The organism is Streptomyces sp. NPDC025651, from assembly GCF_055558735.1.
On the sequence record NZ_JBVHLZ010000009.1, the window covers coordinates 367,939 to 384,382 of the forward strand.

At 68.0% G+C, this 16,444-nt stretch carries 15 protein-coding genes and 1 pseudogene; 6 read left to right on the forward strand and 10 right to left on the reverse strand.

The features are described from left to right. Window positions 1-326: 326 nt before the first annotated feature. The 3 genes from ACZ4D5_RS30325 to ACZ4D5_RS30335 all read left to right on the forward strand — a co-directional run bounded on the left by ACZ4D5_RS30325 (window position 327) and on the right by ACZ4D5_RS30335 (window position 3,835). Window positions 327-1,361, forward strand: coding sequence for a hypothetical protein (locus ACZ4D5_RS30325; RefSeq protein WP_467775627.1), 1,035 nt, complete (start codon window positions 327-329; stop codon window positions 1,359-1,361). A 79-nt stretch (window positions 1,362-1,440) separates the two neighbouring features. Then, window positions 1,441-2,967 (forward strand): amino acid permease, encoded by a 1,527-nt coding sequence (locus ACZ4D5_RS30330; protein ID WP_467775628.1) that lies wholly within the window; start codon window positions 1,441-1,443, stop codon window positions 2,965-2,967. Window positions 2,968-3,034: 67 nt separating this feature from the next. Then, a complete protein-coding gene (locus ACZ4D5_RS30335) occupies window positions 3,035-3,835 on the forward strand; it encodes a GNAT family N-acetyltransferase (RefSeq protein ID WP_467775629.1) in 801 nt (266 codons plus the stop codon). On the opposite strand, the gene ACZ4D5_RS30340 is transcribed toward ACZ4D5_RS30335, so the two are convergent. Both ACZ4D5_RS30340 and ACZ4D5_RS30345 read right to left on the reverse strand, forming a co-directional pair. After that, complete coding sequence (locus ACZ4D5_RS30340; protein WP_467775630.1) at window positions 3,817-4,017, reverse strand: hypothetical protein; 201 nt, start codon at window positions 4,015-4,017, stop codon at window positions 3,817-3,819. The two genes, ACZ4D5_RS30335 and ACZ4D5_RS30340, sit on opposite strands and share 19 nt — an antisense overlap. Window positions 4,018-4,049: 32 nt before the next feature. Beyond that, window positions 4,050-4,967 (reverse strand): dihydrodipicolinate synthase family protein, encoded by a 918-nt coding sequence (locus ACZ4D5_RS30345; protein ID WP_467775631.1) that lies wholly within the window; start codon window positions 4,965-4,967, stop codon window positions 4,050-4,052. A gap of 71 nt (window positions 4,968-5,038) precedes the next feature. Here ACZ4D5_RS30345 and ACZ4D5_RS30350 point away from each other — a divergent pair, with 71 nt between their 5' ends. Further along, window positions 5,039-5,965, forward strand: a complete 927-nt coding sequence (locus tag ACZ4D5_RS30350; protein WP_467775632.1) for a LysR substrate-binding domain-containing protein — start codon at window positions 5,039-5,041, stop codon at window positions 5,963-5,965. Between the two features lie 49 nt (window positions 5,966-6,014). Here ACZ4D5_RS30350 and ACZ4D5_RS30355 read toward each other — a convergent pair whose 3' ends face one another. Both ACZ4D5_RS30355 and ACZ4D5_RS30360 read right to left on the reverse strand, forming a co-directional pair. Continuing rightward, window positions 6,015-6,566, reverse strand: coding sequence for a hypothetical protein (locus ACZ4D5_RS30355; protein WP_467775633.1), 552 nt, complete (start codon window positions 6,564-6,566; stop codon window positions 6,015-6,017). A 53-nt stretch (window positions 6,567-6,619) separates the two neighbouring features. Continuing rightward, window positions 6,620-6,817, reverse strand: a pseudogene (locus ACZ4D5_RS30360) (CorA family divalent cation transporter); the annotation flags it as partial. A gap of 570 nt (window positions 6,818-7,387) precedes the next feature. Between ACZ4D5_RS30360 and ACZ4D5_RS30365 the strand changes: the two are divergent. After that, window positions 7,388-7,747: a hypothetical protein gene (locus tag ACZ4D5_RS30365; protein WP_467775634.1), complete on the forward strand. Its 360-nt coding sequence runs from the start codon at window positions 7,388-7,390 to the stop codon at window positions 7,745-7,747. Window positions 7,748-7,782: 35 nt separating this feature from the next. Then, entirely contained in the window at window positions 7,783-8,544 is a 762-nt protein-coding gene (locus ACZ4D5_RS30370; RefSeq protein WP_467775635.1) for a hypothetical protein, read from the forward strand. 300 nt (window positions 8,545-8,844) lie between these two features. Here ACZ4D5_RS30370 and ACZ4D5_RS30375 read toward each other — a convergent pair whose 3' ends face one another. The 6 genes from ACZ4D5_RS30375 to ACZ4D5_RS30400 form a co-directional block, all read right to left on the reverse strand. After that, entirely contained in the window at window positions 8,845-9,057 is a 213-nt protein-coding gene (locus ACZ4D5_RS30375; RefSeq protein WP_467775636.1) for a bacteriocin immunity protein, read from the reverse strand. Between the two features lie 26 nt (window positions 9,058-9,083). Beyond that, entirely contained in the window at window positions 9,084-13,574 is a 4,491-nt protein-coding gene (locus ACZ4D5_RS30380; protein ID WP_467775637.1) for a DUF6531 domain-containing protein, read from the reverse strand. Between the two features lie 7 nt (window positions 13,575-13,581). Then, a complete protein-coding gene (locus tag ACZ4D5_RS30385) occupies window positions 13,582-13,893 on the reverse strand; it encodes a hypothetical protein (RefSeq protein ID WP_467775638.1) in 312 nt (103 codons plus the stop codon). A gap of 80 nt (window positions 13,894-13,973) precedes the next feature. Then, window positions 13,974-14,996 (reverse strand): hypothetical protein, encoded by a 1,023-nt coding sequence (locus tag ACZ4D5_RS30390; protein ID WP_467775639.1) that lies wholly within the window; start codon window positions 14,994-14,996, stop codon window positions 13,974-13,976. Window positions 14,997-15,067: 71 nt separating this feature from the next. Continuing rightward, window positions 15,068-15,709 carry a hypothetical protein gene (locus tag ACZ4D5_RS30395; protein WP_467775640.1) on the reverse strand — a complete coding sequence of 214 codons (642 nt, stop codon included), beginning with the start codon at window positions 15,707-15,709 and terminating at the stop codon, window positions 15,068-15,070. Between the two features lie 144 nt (window positions 15,710-15,853). After that, window positions 15,854-16,429: a DUF3558 domain-containing protein gene (locus ACZ4D5_RS30400; RefSeq protein ID WP_467775641.1), complete on the reverse strand. Its 576-nt coding sequence runs from the start codon at window positions 16,427-16,429 to the stop codon at window positions 15,854-15,856. Window positions 16,430-16,444 lie beyond the last annotated feature (15 nt).

Genomic DNA, 16,444 nt, shown 5'->3' on the forward strand with positions numbered 1-16,444 from the left:
CCCCTTCAGGCACTTAAGTACCTGTCGGGCACTCACTACCGGCCAAGAACGAAAGCCACCGCACGAGTTGTGCGCCGGCAGTCGATCCCGCCCCACCCCGCCCCACCCCGTCCCAACTGTTCCGAGGGTCCTTCTGCCTATGCTCGCCAGTGCACACCGTTCGGTGTCGTGCTCACACTCCCCGGCGAGCCGCAGCGCTCACGGCAGCCGTCCGAACCGGCCGGTCGCCGCGTGAAGGCGCCCACACCGCCAAGACGCCTCCCTGCGGCGCCGGTTGGCGTCCCCCTGTGGCCCGCCCTGTGCCCGGCCGGCCTGGGGAGGCGCTGATGGAGAGCTCGAACGCGGCCGGCGGGACGCACCCGGCCGGCCGGGACACCGACCTCTATGCGGCAGTGCAGGACATCCGGGCGGGCTACTGGATGCAGATGCGGCAGGTGCTGGCCCGGACGGGCAACTGGGCGCAGTGGACGTCCCGTACCCAGGTACTGGGGGTCGTCGCGGCTCAGGCCAACGTCGTGGAGCTGTGGCTCAAAGAGGAACCCGAGAGCCTCGCGGCCCGGGTGATGTACGCGAGAGTCGCCACCGAACGGGTGCTGCAGGCCCACCGAAGGAACTGGGGGCGTGACTACCGGCGGGCAGCGGACCTGGAGAAACTGGTGGCCCGGGCCAGGGACGCGTGCCACAGGGCGGGCGAGGGGAACCCCGACGACTCGGTGCCCTGGATCTGCCGACTGGCCCTGGCCGAAGCGGACACGGCAGGACGCCACCCGGAGCACCACGTGGCTCCGCCACCCCATGAGTACCTGCTGCCCGGCGGACCATGGGGCCTGCTCGGGGAGGTGCACCGACGGGACCCGTTCAACCGCGAGGCATGGCACCGCATGTCCCAGGCGCTCCAGGCCCGCCCGGGGCCGGCGGGCCGCCAGGCGGTCGCGACGGACTTCGCCCGCTGGACGGTCTCCTTCGCGCCGCCCGACTCGCCGCTGCTTCTGCTGCCCCTCTACGCCCGTGTGCAGGAGCACCGGGAGCGACGGGACAAAGGCGCCGACGGCATGCTGAACCTCCTGTGGACCAGGGAGGACACCACCCGGGCCATCACGCAGGCGTTCGAGGGCTGGTTCCGGAAGTGCGATCCGGCCACCAGTTCCCAGCTGGATCTGAACTACCTCGCCTACGCCCTGGCCAGGGGCGGCTTCGCCCAGTGGGCCACCGAAGTGTTCGACGCCATCGGCGACTTCGCCACCCCCGCCCCGTGGCAGCACGACGCCCGTCACCCCGAGGGCCGGTGGCGGAAGGCATTCGAGGAGGACCGCGTCGCCTGCCTGAGATCCCACCCGCGGCATACGGGAGAACACCCGTGACCGCCGCCCCGGTTCCACGGGCCGGCGGGCGGCCACCCCGCCTGCACCCCCTACGTCAGCCTTCCTGTGCGGAGAACCCATGACTTCGGTAAGAACACCGCGCCAGCAGTCGAACCCGGTCGACGACGACGGGGAGGACGCACGCATCCTCCAGTCGCTGGGCTACACCCAGCAACTGCACCGCAGGATGGGGGCCTTCGGCAATTTCTCGGCCTCCCTTTCGGTGATCTCGATCATGTCGGGGACCTTGCTGCTGTTCGGCTACGGCCTGAACTCGGGAGGCCCCGCGGTGATCACGTGGGGGTGGCTCGCCGTCGGGCCCCTGGTGTTGTGCCTGGCCGCGGCCCTGGCCGAGATCACCTCCCGCTACCCCACCAGCGGCGGCCTGTACTACATGGCCCGCCAGCTCGGCGGCGAGCGCTGGAGCTGGTACACCGGCTGGCTCAACCTCCTCGGCCTGCTCGGCGGAATCGCCGCCCAGGACTACGGCATCGCGACGTTCACCGCCGCGTGGATGAACCTGCAGTTCGGCTACACGCCGACTCCCGGCTCCCTCCTCGCCCTGTACGCGGTCATCCTCGCGCTGCACGCGGTCCTGAACCTCTTCGGCACCCGGCTGATGAACATCCTGACGTCCCTGAGCGCGTGGTGGCACCTGGCGGGGGCCGTCGTCATCATCGGCTCCCTCGCGATCGTGCCCTCCCACCACCAGTCGGCCGGCTTCGTCTTCTCCGAGTTCACCAACAACACCGGCTGGAGCGCCCCGGTCTACGTGATCCTGCTGGGCATGCTGCTGCCGGTCTTCGCCCTGGCCGGCTACGACACCTCGGCCCACCTGAGCGAGGAGACCAACCACGCCTCCGTCGCCGCGGCCCGCGGCATCTTCCGCTCGGTGGCGGTGTCCTGGATCGCCGGCGGCATCCTGCTGACCACGCTGCTGTTCGCCATCCAGGACTACGCGGCGACCCTGTCCGGCCCGACCGGCGTACCAGTGGCGCAGATCCTTCTGGACGCGCTGGGCATGGCGGCGGCCAAGGCGCTGCTCCTCGTGATCATCGTGGCCCAGTTCCTGTGCGGTTACACGGTGACCGCCAGCGCCAGCCGGATGATCTACGCCTTCGCCCGGGACGGTGCCCTGCCCGGATCGGGGCTCTGGAAGAAGGTCAGCCGCCGCACCGCCATCCCCGCCAACGCGGTCTGGCTCGCGGTCGCCGTCGCGTTCGTGCTCGCGCTGCCGTCCTTGTACTCCTCGACGGCGTTCTCGGCGGTGACCGCCATCTCGGTCGTGGGATTCACCTCGGCCTACGCCATCCCGGTGCTGCTGCGGCTGCTCCACCGTGACCGATTCTCCCCGGGGCCCTGGCACTTGGGCCGCTGGAGCCGTCCGATCGGCTGGGTGGCTGTGGTGTGGGCGGCCGCGGTCACGGTGCTGTTCCTGCTGCCGCAGAGCAGCCCGATCACCGCCGGCACCTTCAACTACACCCCCGTAGCCGTAGTGGTGGCCTTCCTCATAGCCGCCCTGTGGCGGCGCTTCGGACGCGACTCCTACCACGTGCCCCGCTCCAGTTCCCCTGCCGAGGACAACCAGTTCGAAGGCATCATCTGACGGCAACGACACGGCAACGCCCGACATCCCCAATACCCCAAGATCCCCAACAACCCATGGGAGTACGGTGACTGGCCTCACGGAGTCCATCGAATCGGCACGGCAGCTCACGGTGGCCTGGCGGCCCCTGGTGCTCGACCGTGACGCGGAAGCGGACGTGCGCGACCTCCCCGGCATCGCCGTCCGCTGGGCCGACTGCCGGTTCTCGTTCTACAACTGCGTCACCCTGACCGACCAGGGAGCGGGGGCCGATCTCGTCGCGCAACGCCTGAGCCAGGCGGCGGACATCATGCGCGCGAAGAAGCACCCGGGCTTCCTCTGGCTCTTCGAGGACCTCCTCGACGAGGAGGCCCGCACCGCGCTGCCCACGGCGGCCGAGCAGGCAGGCCTGCAGTACGCCTTCCCCGGCCGGGGCATGGCCGGAGACCTGCTGCCCATCCCCGACCCGGTCCACCCCGACCTGACGTTCGTGCGTGTGCGCACCGACGAGCACCTGCGGGCCTACGCGGACCTCCAGTCCCGCGCCTACGGCTTCCCCTTGGAGGAAGGCCGCGACGGCCTGGTCGGATCCGCGTACTGGAGGAGCGGGATGTACGCCTACCTCGCCATGCGAGGCGACGTTCCGGTGGCGTGCGCCGCGACGGTCGAAGCGGAAGGCCGCCTCTTCGTCGCCTTCGTCGCCACCGACCCGCAGTGGCAGCGCAGGGGCTACGGCGAGGCGGTCACGCGCAAGGCGCTGCACGAGGGCGCCCGGGCCACCGGCCTGACCCGCGCCACCTTGCACGCGACCGTCGCCGGGGCCCCCGTCTACCCGCGTATCGGTTTCACGCCGAACTCACCCATCCACTTCTACAACGTGAAGGAGTGAGCCGACGGGGGCGGGCCGACGCCGGGACCAGGCACCTCACGGGACCAGCCACACCACGGGACCAGGCGCATCAGCGGGGCGTCCGGGTCGGCGGCGGCCGAGAGGCCCCGGTCGCCCGCCTCGGCGGTGCGCAGCCACTCCTGGAAGAGGCCGCCCCCGATCCCGCGGCCGAGTCGGATCACCGCGCTCTGCCGGCGCGGGCAGGGTCCTCGGGTCAGGCCGCGGCCCCTTGGCGGGCCCCGACGGTGGCCAGGTCCGCCGCTCGCCGGACCGAATCGGCGGAGGCGGCCAGCAGCGGCAGCCGGACGGCCGGGCTGGGGATACGGCCCTGGGCGTGCAACACCCCCTTGATCACGGTGGGGTTGGGCTCGGCGAAGAGCGCGGCGGACATCCGGGCCAGCTCGGCTCCCAGCCTGCGGGCCGGTCCGGTGGCGTCGCGCCGCCACAGCGAGATCAGCTCGGCGTAGTCGGCGGTGCGGACATTGGCCGACGCCAGGATGCCGCCGTGGGCGCCCGCCGCGAGCAGGGGCGAGATGACGGCGTCATCACCGCCGAGCACCGCGAAGCCCGGGGGCGGTGAGCCGAGCAGCTCCATCGCGGCTGCGTCGATCGCACCGGTCGCGTACTTGACCCCGACGACCTCCGGCAGGTGCCCGAGCGAGTTCAGCGCGCTGACGCTGAGGGACTGAGCGGTGCGGTACGGGATGTCGTAGACGACCAGAGGCAGACCCCCGTGCTCGGCGAGCGCCGTGAAGTGCGCCAGCGTGCCCGCCTCACCGGGCCGGGTGTAGGGCGGCGCCGGAACCAGCGCCGCGGCGACGTCACCGCTCTGGGCGAGCTCCCGCAGTGCCGTGACGGCGGCGGCGGTGTCGTTGGTGCCGACGCCGACGATCAGCGGAGCTCCGTGCGCCCGGCAGGCGGCCGAGCAGATGCGGACCACGGCCCGCTTCTCCTCGGTGGTCAGCGTGGCCGCTTCCGCGGTGGTGCCGAGGGCGACGAGTCCGCGGGCGCCGCCCGCCGACAGCGCCTCGTCGGCGAGGCGGGCGAGCGCGTCCGGGGCGAGGCGCAGGTCGTCGGTGAACGGGGTCACCAAGGGGACGAACAAGCCGGTGAGGTTCGCTTCTGGCTTCATGCGCCCAGCCTGACCGACGCAAACCCAGTAGATCCAGTTCATGTTTCTATGCCTATGCGTAAGCTCACCTTATGCTCGATGTGCGACGTCTCCACCTGCTGCGCGAACTGGACCGGCGCGGCACCATCGCGGCCGTCGCCGAGGCGCTGACCTTCACCGCCTCGGCCGTCTCCCAGCAACTGAGCGTGCTGGAGCGCGAGGCGGGCGTACCCCTGCTCGAACGGAGTGGCAGACGGGTGGTGCTCACCCCCGCGGGCCGCACCCTCGTCACCCACGCCGACGCCGTCCTGGAGCGCCTCGAACTGGCGGTCTCCGAGCTGGCCGGGGCACGCGAGGGCATCGGCGGTCCGCTGCGGATCGGGACGTTTCCCTCCGGCGGCCCCGCGATCGTGCCCGCCACGCTGGCCGAACTGGCCGAGCGGCACCCCGCGCTGGAGCCGATGGTGCAGGAGATCGACTCGGCGCGGGTCTCCGACGGCCTGCGCGCCGGCGAACTCGACGTGGCCCTCGTCCACGACTACGACTTCGTGCCCGCCTCCCCGGACACCACGGTCGATCAGGTGCCCTTGTTGGAGGAGCCGGTGTACCTCGCCACGGGCGCCGGCGCCGGTGCCGCGACAGGTCCCGTGGCCCGCGGTGACACGCTGGCGGAGCTGCTCGGGCCGTGGGCCACGGCCCCATGGATCACGGCCCGGGACGGCACGACCGGCCACGCGATGGCCGTACGCGCCTGTCAGGCGGCCGGTTTCCAGCCGCGCATCCGCCATCAGGTCAACGACTTCCGCACGGTCCTGGCGCTGGCCGCCATCGGGCAAGGCGCCGGATTCGTACCGGAGATGGCCACCGCACACGCCCCCGAGGGCGTGGTCCTGACCCGGTTGCCCCTCTTCCGCCGCTCGCGGGTCGCCTTCCGCGCGGGCGGCGGCACCCACCCGGCGATCGCGGCTTTCGTGGCGGCGGCGCGAGCGGCGGTAGGCGCCACGGGCCGTGCCTCCTGACCGATCGCTTCGGTGAGCCGAGCCGCGGGAGCGGAGGTCTTTGGGGTGACTACTCGACGAGTTCCTGGGCCGGTCGAGTGGGATCGGCGGCAGGTCCGTCGCCTGCGAACCACTGCAGACGCGGTCTGCCGCCCCAGCCGTCGAACTCCAGGAAGACGGCCTGTCGGTACTGGAACACCGAGAGGAATCCCGTCAACTTGAGGTAGTCGTACTCCCGGGCCCGGGAGCTGACGGCGCCCTTCTTCGCCTCCAGGACAAGGAGGTTGTGCTCGGGGCCGTCATGGCCGGGGTGATGGACGATCAGGTCCGGGAGAACCAGTCGCTCGCGCCCCCCGGCCCGGAAGTCCGGGAGGAACTTCCGCCGCACCTCCTCCAGACCGTCGGGGTGCCACCGGTTGTACTCCACATCCACCCTCCAGCCCTGGTCCCACTCCGCGACCAGGGACGCCAGGGCCATGGCCAGAGCCCCCACCACGGTTCGCTCGCCCACATCGTGGCCGATCAGATCGGGACGCTCGCTCCACACCGTACGAAGCGCGGTGCGCAGCGCCTGACGGACGGCGGTGTCGTCGTCAACGGCCTCTGGAATCACGGGAGTCATGCCGGAAGTCTGCCGCATTCCCCCGGATCCGCCCCAGCGGTTGGAATCCTCCGCTACAGCCAGTCCCGCCGCTTGAAGATGAAGTACAGGCTCACGCACACCACGGCCATCAGCAGGATCGCGAACGGATAGCCGAACGCCCAGTTCAGCTCGGGCATGCGGTCGAAGTTCATGCCGTAGATCGTGCCGACCAGGGTGGGGGCGAAGAGGATGGCTGCCCAGGAGGAGAACTTCTTGAAGTCTTCGCCCTGGAGGTGCTGACCTGGGGTTATGTGTCCAGCGGGCCCTCTGGCCTGGGCAGGAGCACCTTTCAGGTGCTTTCAGAGTTGGTCAGCTTTACGTAGTCGATTCTCCCCAGGCGCTCCCCGGGGCTGTCCAAACTCCCCAGATTCTCCCCAGGGGTGGCCCTTTGCTGGGGGTGCAAACGGAGTGCAAACATGCTCATCGGTTAGGTGCCGGTTCCGTGCCCTTCACTGTACGTGCTCGCCCAGCGCGCCCGTCGGGAGCGGGCGTGGCGGTAGAGGAGAGGACTGAACCACCCATGGACGACCCGAACCCGGTCACCATGACTGCGACCTGTCGGACACCTGCATGCCCGGTGGAGGGCCAGCCCTTCGTAGCCGCCTTCTACGCCAACAGTACGCCGCCATCTACCGGGGCACCTGCCTGCAATGCGGCCAGGAGCTCACCGGTCTCGTGCCCGCCTACACCTCCGGAGAGCGGAGCGGAACGGAGCAAACGGTGGCTTCGTAGCGGACGGCGAGCTTTTCGTACAGGGGCCCAGCCCACACGGTGGCCAACAAGCCCGCCAGACTGAGCCCATGGACGCAGGGCTCGCCGCTCTCCTCGGCGCCGCCGTCGGCTCACTGCGCGCTGTCATCGGAAAGCAGCCCGACGGGACGAGCGGAATCATTGCAGTCAACGGGCCCAGGCCACCCGCCCCTTCGCCCCCGCAGGTGGAGCCGGTGCTCGGCGGTGTGCGCATCACCTGGGACGGTGGCTTCGCCAGCGGTGAGCCCGCCCCGCTGGTTCTGGCGTGTGTCCAGGTGCACGTCCGCACGTCAGCGGACGCAGAGCCGGACGTGCAGTGGCCCACCACCACGATCGAGGCAGCATCGGGAGCCTCGGTGACGGTCGCGGTCAACCACTACGGCCCGTGTGGGGGCGACTGGTCGCGGTGAACAGCTCCGGCGCACCAAGCGCACCCTCCGAAGCCGTGGAAGCCACGGCGCGCCGGGCAGCAACTGATGACCTCGGCAGCGGTGCCGTGCAGCGTGAGAACGTGGCGGCGGGCGCGATCACCGCCGACCTGCTGCACGCGGACGCGATCAACGGCAAGATCATCACCGGCGCCACGGTGCAGACCGCCGCTGATGGGCCGCGCGTGGTGCTCAACAACGCGCGGCTGCGGGCGATCGGCACGAACGGGTCCGCGATCGGTATGGAGCCCAACGACGCCTATCCGTACATCTATTGGTCGTCCGTGGACGGCACGAATCAGGCGTTCATCAACGTCAGCGGCAGCAGTACCGCAGATGCGAACATCGGCATCAACTCCGGCACCTTCACCGACCCCAATGACAACGAGACCTACCGGTGGCGGACGTTCTTCGGCAACGACTTCTACACAGCGGAGCGCATCACCGCCAAGGGCAGCAAGCCCGTCGGAGGGCGGCTCTTACTCGGCAAGAGCTCCGCACACGTGCAGTCCGGGCCAGGCGGCGGCAGCATCTCCCTGACCAAGGGCTCGGCATCGGTGTCCGCGGCGTCGATCCGCGCGGCCGGCGTGCTGCGGGCGGACAACGTGTCCATGGGCACGGCGACCATCACCCCAGTGGCGAACAAGCCGACGTCCGTCACCCTGACCGGGGAAACATCAAGGGCACGAACTTCCGTGCCTTTGTCACGCCCAACACCTCGGTGCCCGGCAAGACCGTCGAGGGCGTGGGCATCACCGGCGTCTCATCGAGCGGCCTGACGATCTGGGTGCACCGCACCAACACCACACCGACCCAGGTGCACTGGATGATCGTCGGAGAGGACTGAAATGCCCGTGGATGATGAGAGTACGGTGACTCTGATCGCGACGTGCCGCACATCGGCATGTCCGGTTGCAGGGCAGCCGTTCACAGCTCTCTTCTACGCGAACAGCGAGCCCCCTACTTTCCGAGGCATGTGTATGCGCTGCGGTCAGGAACTCACCGATCTCGTAGCTGCCCGCGTCTCCAGAGAACGGGGCGGAACGAAATGGGAGGAGTGAGTCATCCTGTTGCGCCCATTACAGTTCAATGGGACGGTACGCCAATGCTTGGTCGACCACTTGCTCTGCGGTCAGCGGGGGGTCCTGGTAGAAGATCAAGTCAGATACACGCGGGTGCGGGACACTCGCCATCAACTCTTCCAGCAATGCGTCCTCTTCCGTTTCCGGCAGAGTTGCATCGATGAGTTTCTGTACAATCTCGACGAGTTCGGTGCGGGTCTTGGGGGGCATTGAGGGTGTCCTCTCGCTTGTGGCTCTCATTTACCGAAATGGTAGCCGCGATCAAGTATTTCCTTGTGGTAGCGCGGGGTTATGACGACAAGGTTATCAAGGTCGTAGACGCCGCCACCACGCTGGATGGGCTGCAGGTGGTGCAGGACGTATCGATACTGGCCAGGTTCCGCCTGGGCTGCGAGGACGAAGGGGGAATTACCGCCCGCCATTGCTGTTTGCCCGGACTTGGAGAATTGCTTGGCAATGTCGGGATGCTTGGATACTTCTTCCCAGAACGCCGATCGGAAGTCGTTGAAGGTCTTGAACTGCCGCCCTTGCAGCCCTCTTGCCACTTGTCCCGGGATGCGTCCGGCATTTCCTTCGGATCCCCTGAGCCACCGGCCGTTGACGTCCGGAAGTCTACTGCCTCCCGTTACCGACCCCGGAGTGTTCCGGAGCTGCGTGGAACTCTTTCTGGCTCCGATCATGCACGGAGAAAGCCCCAGTGGGTCACCAGCTATGTGCGGGTTGTCCACATAGGAGGATGGGTTTGGTGCGGGCTCTAGTCCGAGCGGATCAGTGGTGAGGTAGCGGGCGGTTTCGGGGTCGTAGTAGCGAAAGTAGTTGTAATGGAGGCCGGTCTCCAAGTCGTAGTACTGGCCAGGGAATCGCAGAGGAGTGTATGCGCTGCTGCCCGTTGCCCATGCTGTCGTTCCCCACAGGGTGCTGCGGGCACGCCAAGCGACGGCTCCGTCTTCGTCGATGAGTTCGGAGGGCGCGCCGACGAGGTCACTGACGATGGCGAAGAAGCGTGAGTCGATCTCGTCTTGGGAGGCATCGGCGACCGTGACACGTTCGGACTGAGTGATCGGGCTCAGGCCGTCGTGCTCCCAGGTGAGGGTGACCGGGTTCGGGTGTGCGTGGGAACGGGTGGTCTGTTCACACAGAACTGGCCCGTCCCACGTGAAGTCGGTCTGCTCCAGGATCGTTTCGCCGGTGGCCGTCAGATGTTGTTTCGCGGTGCGGCGTCCGAGAGGGTCGTAGGAGTAGCGCCACAGTGTCCCGTCGGGGGTGACGACCTGGGCCAGGCGGTCTTCTGCGTCCCAGGTGTAGCGCCAGGTGTCGGGTTTGCGGGACAGGCGGTGCCGTTGGCGCAGAGTGACGCGTCCGGCCGCGTCGTGTTCGTAGCGGACCCGGCCGGCGCGGGTGAGGCGTGTGCGGCTGTAGGCGCGCGGACCGGTGGCTTCATGGCTCGGGTGGGTGCCCGGCCATGAGGCGTGTGTCTGGTTGCCCGTCTCGTCGTAGGCGTAGCTCTCGGTCCAGTTGGCGGCTTGGACCGCGGTGACGCGGCCAGTGGTGTCCAACTCGAAGCGACGGGGGCCGTTGAGCTGGTCATCGAGTGCGATGAGAGCGCCGTCGGCGCGGTAGGTGTATGTCCTCTTTTGGATTGAGGTACGCCGGGCATCGGTGATGGTCTGGCTACTCAGCCGTCCCAGGGGGTCGAAGGCACTGGTCACGGTGAGATTGCTGCCGAAGTGGCGGGACAGCTCGTGGCCTGCCGGGTCGTGTTCGAAGGTCAGGGTGCGGCCGCAGGCGTTGAGTTGGGTGCGGTTGCCGCCTGCGTCGTAGGTGTAGGTGCTGGTCGCGCCCGTGGGGGTGGTGCGCGATGTGGGGCGGCCTAGAAGGTCGTAGGTGTAGGTGGTGGTGCGGTCGTTAACCGTCTCGGACACCAGACGTCCGACCGCGTCGTGGTGGAGGGCCAGCGCTGCCTCAGGGCTGGAAGCTCGCGTCAGGCGGCCTGCCGCATCGTAGGAATAGGTGGTCACTGTGCCGGCAGCGTCCTTGGCCAAGATACGGCCCATGGAGTCGAGCTCGTAGCGGACCGTCTGTCCGGCTGCCGCAGTGCGGGAAGTGAGCCGACCCGCGGCGTCGTGGGTGTAAGTGAGCGTGCGGTCGTCGAAGTCCGTCTCAGAGATGAGTCGGCCCGCAGGATCGTAGGCGTAGCCCCAGGTCGCGCCGTGCGGGTTCGTGACCTGGGTCAGGCGGAGTTCGGTGTCGTGAGTAAAGGTGTGGCGGACTCCGTCGGGGCCGGTACGTGCTGCGAGGAGGTCGAAGTGGGTGTACTCGAAGCGGGAAACTCCCCCCAACACGTCCGTGTGTGTGGTGCAGTTGCCCTCGCCGTCGTACTCCCATGACTCGCTGGCACCGTCTGGGGTAGTGAGACGCGACAGCCTGCCCTCCGCCGTCCAGACCAGGCGGGTCACGGCCCCCAGGGGGTCGGTGAGGGTTACGGGGCGTCCGAACAGGTCCCGTTCATAGGCGGTGCGGGCCCCGAGCGGATCAGTGACCTCGGTGGGCAGTCCCGCCGGATTGCAGCGCACCCGCACGGTATCGCCCAAAGCATCAGTGATGGCTGCGAGATGACCGGCAGCGGTAAGGGTGTAGTGGGTGGTGGCGCCAGCAGGGTCGGTCAGGCGAGTGCGGTTGCCCCGCTCGTCGTATTCCTGGCTCCACCGGGAGCCGTCCGGCTCAATGATGGTGGTCGGCAGACCGAGCAAGTTGTACTCCGCGCCGGCTTCACGGCCGTCGGGAAGGCACACGGATACGACCCGGCCCTGCTCATCGTGGGCGTAGCGCGTGGTGTGCCCAAGGGCGTCGGTAACGGCGATCAGCCGGTGCTCGGCATCCCATTCCTGGACGGTGGTGTGGCCCAGCGGATCCGTCTCCCTGACCAGCCGCAGAGCCTCGTTGTGCTCATAACGAGTGGTATGCCCCAGGGAGTTGGTGACGGTGGTGGTACGGATGGCGTCGTCGTAGCTGAGTGTGCCGGAGAGAAAGTCGGCGCTGCCCTCAGTGTGAACAACTCGGCCATGCTCGTCGTAGGTGTAGTGGTACGCGGTGTCGTTGCGGTCGGTCCACGAGGTGATACGGCCCTCGGAATCGTAGGTGAACCGAAGAGGAAGGCCGGAGGAGTTGGTGACCTCGGTGAGGTGCCCGTCCTCGCTGTAGCCGTAGGAGATAAGGACGGTGCCGAGGCTGTCCGGCCGCTCGGGGTCCAGCAGCCGCAGGGCGCTGATGCGGGGCAGGTCGCGGTGGCGGTCGAGGGCGATGCGGTAGCCGCCGGAGTGGGCGACTTCCACGGGCGTGCCGTCGGCCGCGTAGAGGAGGGTGATGCGCTGGCCGTTGCGGTCCTGGATGGACTGCAAGGGCAAGTCGACAGCGTCGCTGTTGTCGGTGGGCCGTGGGGTGTGGAAGGTGTAGGCCAGCCCTGTGTCCAGGTCGGTGATGCGCAATGCGCCGTCGACTTCGCCATCCCAGGTCAGGGGTATTCGCGGTCCGAGCTCTGGATAGACAGGGTCGGCAGTGTCGGGGGCAGGGTGTGGATAGATCAGCCGTGCACCGTCGGCTGCCGCGTAGACGATGCATTCGTCATCGGCTTGGAGGCGCTGGTCGAGGGTGGAGGCCCAGGTGGGGCCGAACCAGCCGCCCCAGCGGTACGAAGACAGGTGGGTTCGTTCCAGTACCAGGGACAGTGTGCCGGGCAGTTCGACGTCGGTCTGCGGCAGCAGCATGTCGCCGGTAGCCACATCGATCGGGTCACGGTCGCACTTCTTGAACATGGACCGGATGGAGGCGGGCAGTTTCTCCCACTCCGAGGGGCGAAGCTTGAGCCGGGGCAGGCCGGAGCCGTCCATCCCCAACTTCTGGCCCAGCTTGGCGAGTTCGCTAGGCTTGAGCTTGCCCAAGCCCTTACCGAGGAGCTTGCCCAGACCTCCCGCACCGACCCCGAACGCCGCCCCTATGGCTAGCGTCTCCGCCAGTTTGCCCGGGTCCTTGAAGGTCCCCGGATCCTGCAGGGCAGCGTCGAAAGCGGCGAACTTCATGCCCTCGCCCGCAAGTTTGCCGGCCCTGGCGATCGTCTTGATCTCGCCGAGGGCCTTCAGCGCCCGCTCCAGGCCGCGGATCGCCTCCATCACGGTGCGGATGACCGAGGCCATGCGGGTCCCGGACTTCTCGATCCGGGCGATCAGTGCCACGACCTTCGCCGCCCGCGCACCGGCCGCAAGATTCCCGGCGATCACGGATAGGCCGCCGGTCAGCACCGACAGGGCCAGGCTCGCGATCTCGAACTCGGCGATCTCCGCGAGGATCACGCCGATCTCGGTCAGCAGCTCGTGGGCCTCGTCGGCGAAGTCGTCCAGCGCCTTGGCGCCATCGCGCAGCGAGTCGGCCATGCTGGTGGCCTGCGTGCGGGCGGTCTTGGCTCGCTTGTGGAGGGCCTTGGCGGCCTTGCCCTCCCACTCCAGGTCCGTGAGCGCCGTCTCGGCGGCGTGAGCGGCGGCGTCAAGCCCCTTGGCCAGGGCCCGCCACTGCTTGGCTATCTCGCGGATGCCGTCGGGGTCGACGGCGGGATCGGTGATGCCGAGGAACTCCAGATTACTGGCGAGGGTGTCGCCGAAGGCGTGGTTGGCCTTGTTGATCCATTTCAGCGGGTTGAGGTCGTCGGCGTCGATGCCGGGGATGTCGAAGCCCATGGACGGCTCAGCCCTTCTTGGCGCGGGCCGCGGCCGTCAGCAGGACATCGAGGAGGTCGAAGGCGTCCGAGACATCCCCCAGGAACTTCGCCTCTTCCTCCCACTCCTTGTGCAGGCTCTTGGTGAGCTTGGCGATGGTGTCCATGCCGTCCTGGATGTCGTCCTTGGCGCTCATCAGCGAGCCCAGCACGCCGAAGGCGGACAAGTCGTGCGAGGCCGCCTTGAAGCCGTGCAGCGGCTTGGTGGTGTGGTGATCGACCTTGCCCAGGGCGGAGGCCGCCTTGTGCAGCGACTCCGCGTCCTTCTTCAGGTCCGACATGCCTGCCCGCCCCCGTTGACTGAGATGGTTCTACGCGTGATGCGCCGACGCGTGCAGACCGGACCGGCCTGCAGCCTCGGTCAGCGGTTGATGGACTGGATCTCCTGGACGTCCATGTCCTGGGTGGTCTCGAAGGTGCCATCCGGCAGATCGCCCTTCGCGCCGCCCGTGCCCTCCCAGGAGATCGCCCAGGTGATCGACGCCTTCAACTCGTACGGCTCACCGCTCGTGGCGCGGAGGTACTGAATCCCGCACGGCGGCTCCTGCCCGGCATCGCCCTTCTTGTACGGGGCACCGATGGAACCGTCCTCATTCACCGGGCAGTCACCGGAAGCGGGGAAGGTCTTCGCATCCTCGGTGCCCGGCTCCAGATGGAGGGCCACCGGCTTGGCCGTCGTCACCGCCCACAGGCCGGTGCCGGGCAGGTCGGCACGGACCGTGACGCCCTTGAAGGTGGCCTTGTCCAGCCACACCCAAGTGGGCAGGTTCACCGTCGACTTACCCTCGGGCTTCAACTCGACCTCGGTGTCCGGGACCTTGATCTTGTCGTACGCGAAGGCGGCGAGAGTCTCGGGAGTGGGGGCGTTCTTGTCCTTCGGGATGGTCCCGGCTTCCTGCCAGAACATGATGCGGCCGCAGTCCCACGCCTTGGAGTCCTGGTACATGCCCTCGCGGACCGTGCTGCGCCAGAACATGCCCTTCTTGCCGAGGTTGTAGTTCTTGTAGCCGTCGGCGCTGGTGTCCTCGGGAAGCGTCAGGTCGAAGTTGTTGTCGGCCTTCCCCTTCTCGTAGTGGTCCACCCAGAGGCCGTTGCTCCACCACACGTGGGCGTTGACGAGTCCGCCCTCGCCGGTGGCAACCGCGTCCTTGAGCTGCTTCGGGGAGAAGACCGGTTCGTACCAGCAGGCGGGCGGCTCCCAGTTGGGATCGATGGACTTCAGCGCGCCCACCGACGCCTTCGCCGTCCGGCCGCCGGGGTACGTGAGCTTGATCTTCGAGTTGGACACCGATGCCATGAGCGATTTGCCGGAGGCGTCGCCACTGGGGCCTGAGGGCTTGCTCGGCTGCTTGGACTTGTCGTCCTCGCCGAACGCGTGGGCCATGCCGGGCACCGCAACAACGACGAGTGCTGAGGCAATCAGCAGGCTCGCTGCCCTGTAGTGGCGCGGCATGGTCAGCAGCCTCCCCGTTCGGTCTCCGAGTAGCGCGTCTTCCACACACCCTGTGGCGTCTTGTCGAGCCGGTTGCGGTACTGGACGCGCGCTTTGGAGTTCTGGGGTGTGTGCTCGACCTTGCCGGTCTTGGTGTTCTTGGTGGAGCCCTTGCTCTCGTCGACGCAGTAGAACAACACGCCGCTGCCGTCATCGGCGATGCTCACCTGCGGCTTCGACACCGTGGCGCGGCCGATCAGAACCAGGTCCTTGTCGACGAAGCCCTTGATCCATTTACGGGCCGACTGGCCGGCGGCTTCGTCGGTGTAGAAGGCCAGCGCCTTGGAGTCCGGGTTTCCCTTGATGATCGCGGCGTACTCAGCCAGCAGTTCCTGCCTGCCGTCATCCAAGATCGCCTGCTTCTTGGGGTCCGAGTTCGTCCACCCCTGGAAGTCGGCCTGGAAGCTCTTGGGGAGCGTGATCTTTGGGCGGCCCGCTGCCGTGTCGGAGGGTGCAGCGGAGGCCGACGGGCTGGCACTCGATCGCGTGTCCGCCCCGGCGATCTTCTTGTTGTCCTTGTCGTCGTCCGAGCCGCCGCAAGCGGTCAACAGCAGGGCAGCGGAAGCCGCGAGCGCGGCCGCCGCGAGCCGGGGCGAGCGGTTCACTGTTGTCTCCGGTGAGGTGAGGGTCAACTAGAGCGAAGCAACGCTATCCGTGACCACCCGGTGACCATGAGAGCGGGTCGGACTTTGGCTGAGACGTAACTGTGCTGAACCGACCCGGTTCAGGTGGAGACCGCAGCGATTCCGCTACGCGCGCCTCTTCTCCAGGTTCCCCAGCACCTGTCCAGCTACCTTGCGCACCTGGCTGTTGAGGTCCTTCTCGGCCACCATGTGGGCGGGCGAGTACCTCTCGACGTACAGGAACTGCCCCGCTCCGATGTTCACCGTGAGCGACGCCCGCCATGTGTCGCCGTACATGTCCTGCCGCGCTGCGTTCCGGCCCTTGAGGATCACAGGGACGGCCTTCGTCGGGCTGGAGTCCGTCGCGTCGGAGACCTGGAGCAGCGCGGTCTCGTTCTTGAACAGGCTGACGACGTAGCCTGCCGGATTGTCCTCGTCGGACGTCATCAAGAAGTAGCAACTGACCTCGCCCTCGTCCGAGTCGGGCTCGGTGTCCTCGATACCGGCGGCCTGCTGCTGGGCATCCGTGAGCGCGGCTTGGCAGATGGAGCTCTCGTCGACTCCATCTGCCTTGATCGGTACGGTGGTCGCCGTACGTTCAGCGGCGGGCTTGGCGGACGTTGTCGCCGGGGACTCCGAGGAGGAGCATCCCGTCACCAGCAGGGCGGCGAGTGACATCAGGGGCCACGCGCGCGACGACATACGCACTGCGGATTC

What these genes read in the sequence shown, in the direction of transcription:
- ACZ4D5_RS30390 (WP_467775639.1), bottom strand. Translation starts at nt 14,996, where the DNA reads ATGGCCCACGCGTTCGGCGAGGACGACAAGTCCAAGCAGCCGAGCAAG.
- ACZ4D5_RS30345 (WP_467775631.1), bottom strand. Translation starts at nt 4,967, where the DNA reads ATGAAGCCAGAAGCGAACCTCACCGGCTTGTTCGTCCCCTTGGTGACC.
- ACZ4D5_RS30330 (WP_467775628.1), top strand. Translation starts at nt 1,441, where the DNA reads ATGACTTCGGTAAGAACACCGCGCCAGCAGTCGAACCCGGTCGACGAC.
- ACZ4D5_RS30375 (WP_467775636.1), bottom strand. Translation starts at nt 9,057, where the DNA reads ATGCCCCCCAAGACCCGCACCGAACTCGTCGAGATTGTACAGAAACTC.
- ACZ4D5_RS30365 (WP_467775634.1), top strand. Translation starts at nt 7,388, where the DNA reads ATGGACGCAGGGCTCGCCGCTCTCCTCGGCGCCGCCGTCGGCTCACTG.
- ACZ4D5_RS30350 (WP_467775632.1), top strand. Translation starts at nt 5,039, where the DNA reads ATGCTCGATGTGCGACGTCTCCACCTGCTGCGCGAACTGGACCGGCGC.
- ACZ4D5_RS30400 (WP_467775641.1), bottom strand. Translation starts at nt 16,429, where the DNA reads ATGTCGTCGCGCGCGTGGCCCCTGATGTCACTCGCCGCCCTGCTGGTG.
- ACZ4D5_RS30385 (WP_467775638.1), bottom strand. Translation starts at nt 13,893, where the DNA reads ATGTCGGACCTGAAGAAGGACGCGGAGTCGCTGCACAAGGCGGCCTCC.
- ACZ4D5_RS30380 (WP_467775637.1), bottom strand. Translation starts at nt 13,574, where the DNA reads ATGGGCTTCGACATCCCCGGCATCGACGCCGACGACCTCAACCCGCTG.
- ACZ4D5_RS30355 (WP_467775633.1), bottom strand. Translation starts at nt 6,566, where the DNA reads ATGACTCCCGTGATTCCAGAGGCCGTTGACGACGACACCGCCGTCCGT.
- ACZ4D5_RS30325 (WP_467775627.1), top strand. Translation starts at nt 327, where the DNA reads ATGGAGAGCTCGAACGCGGCCGGCGGGACGCACCCGGCCGGCCGGGAC.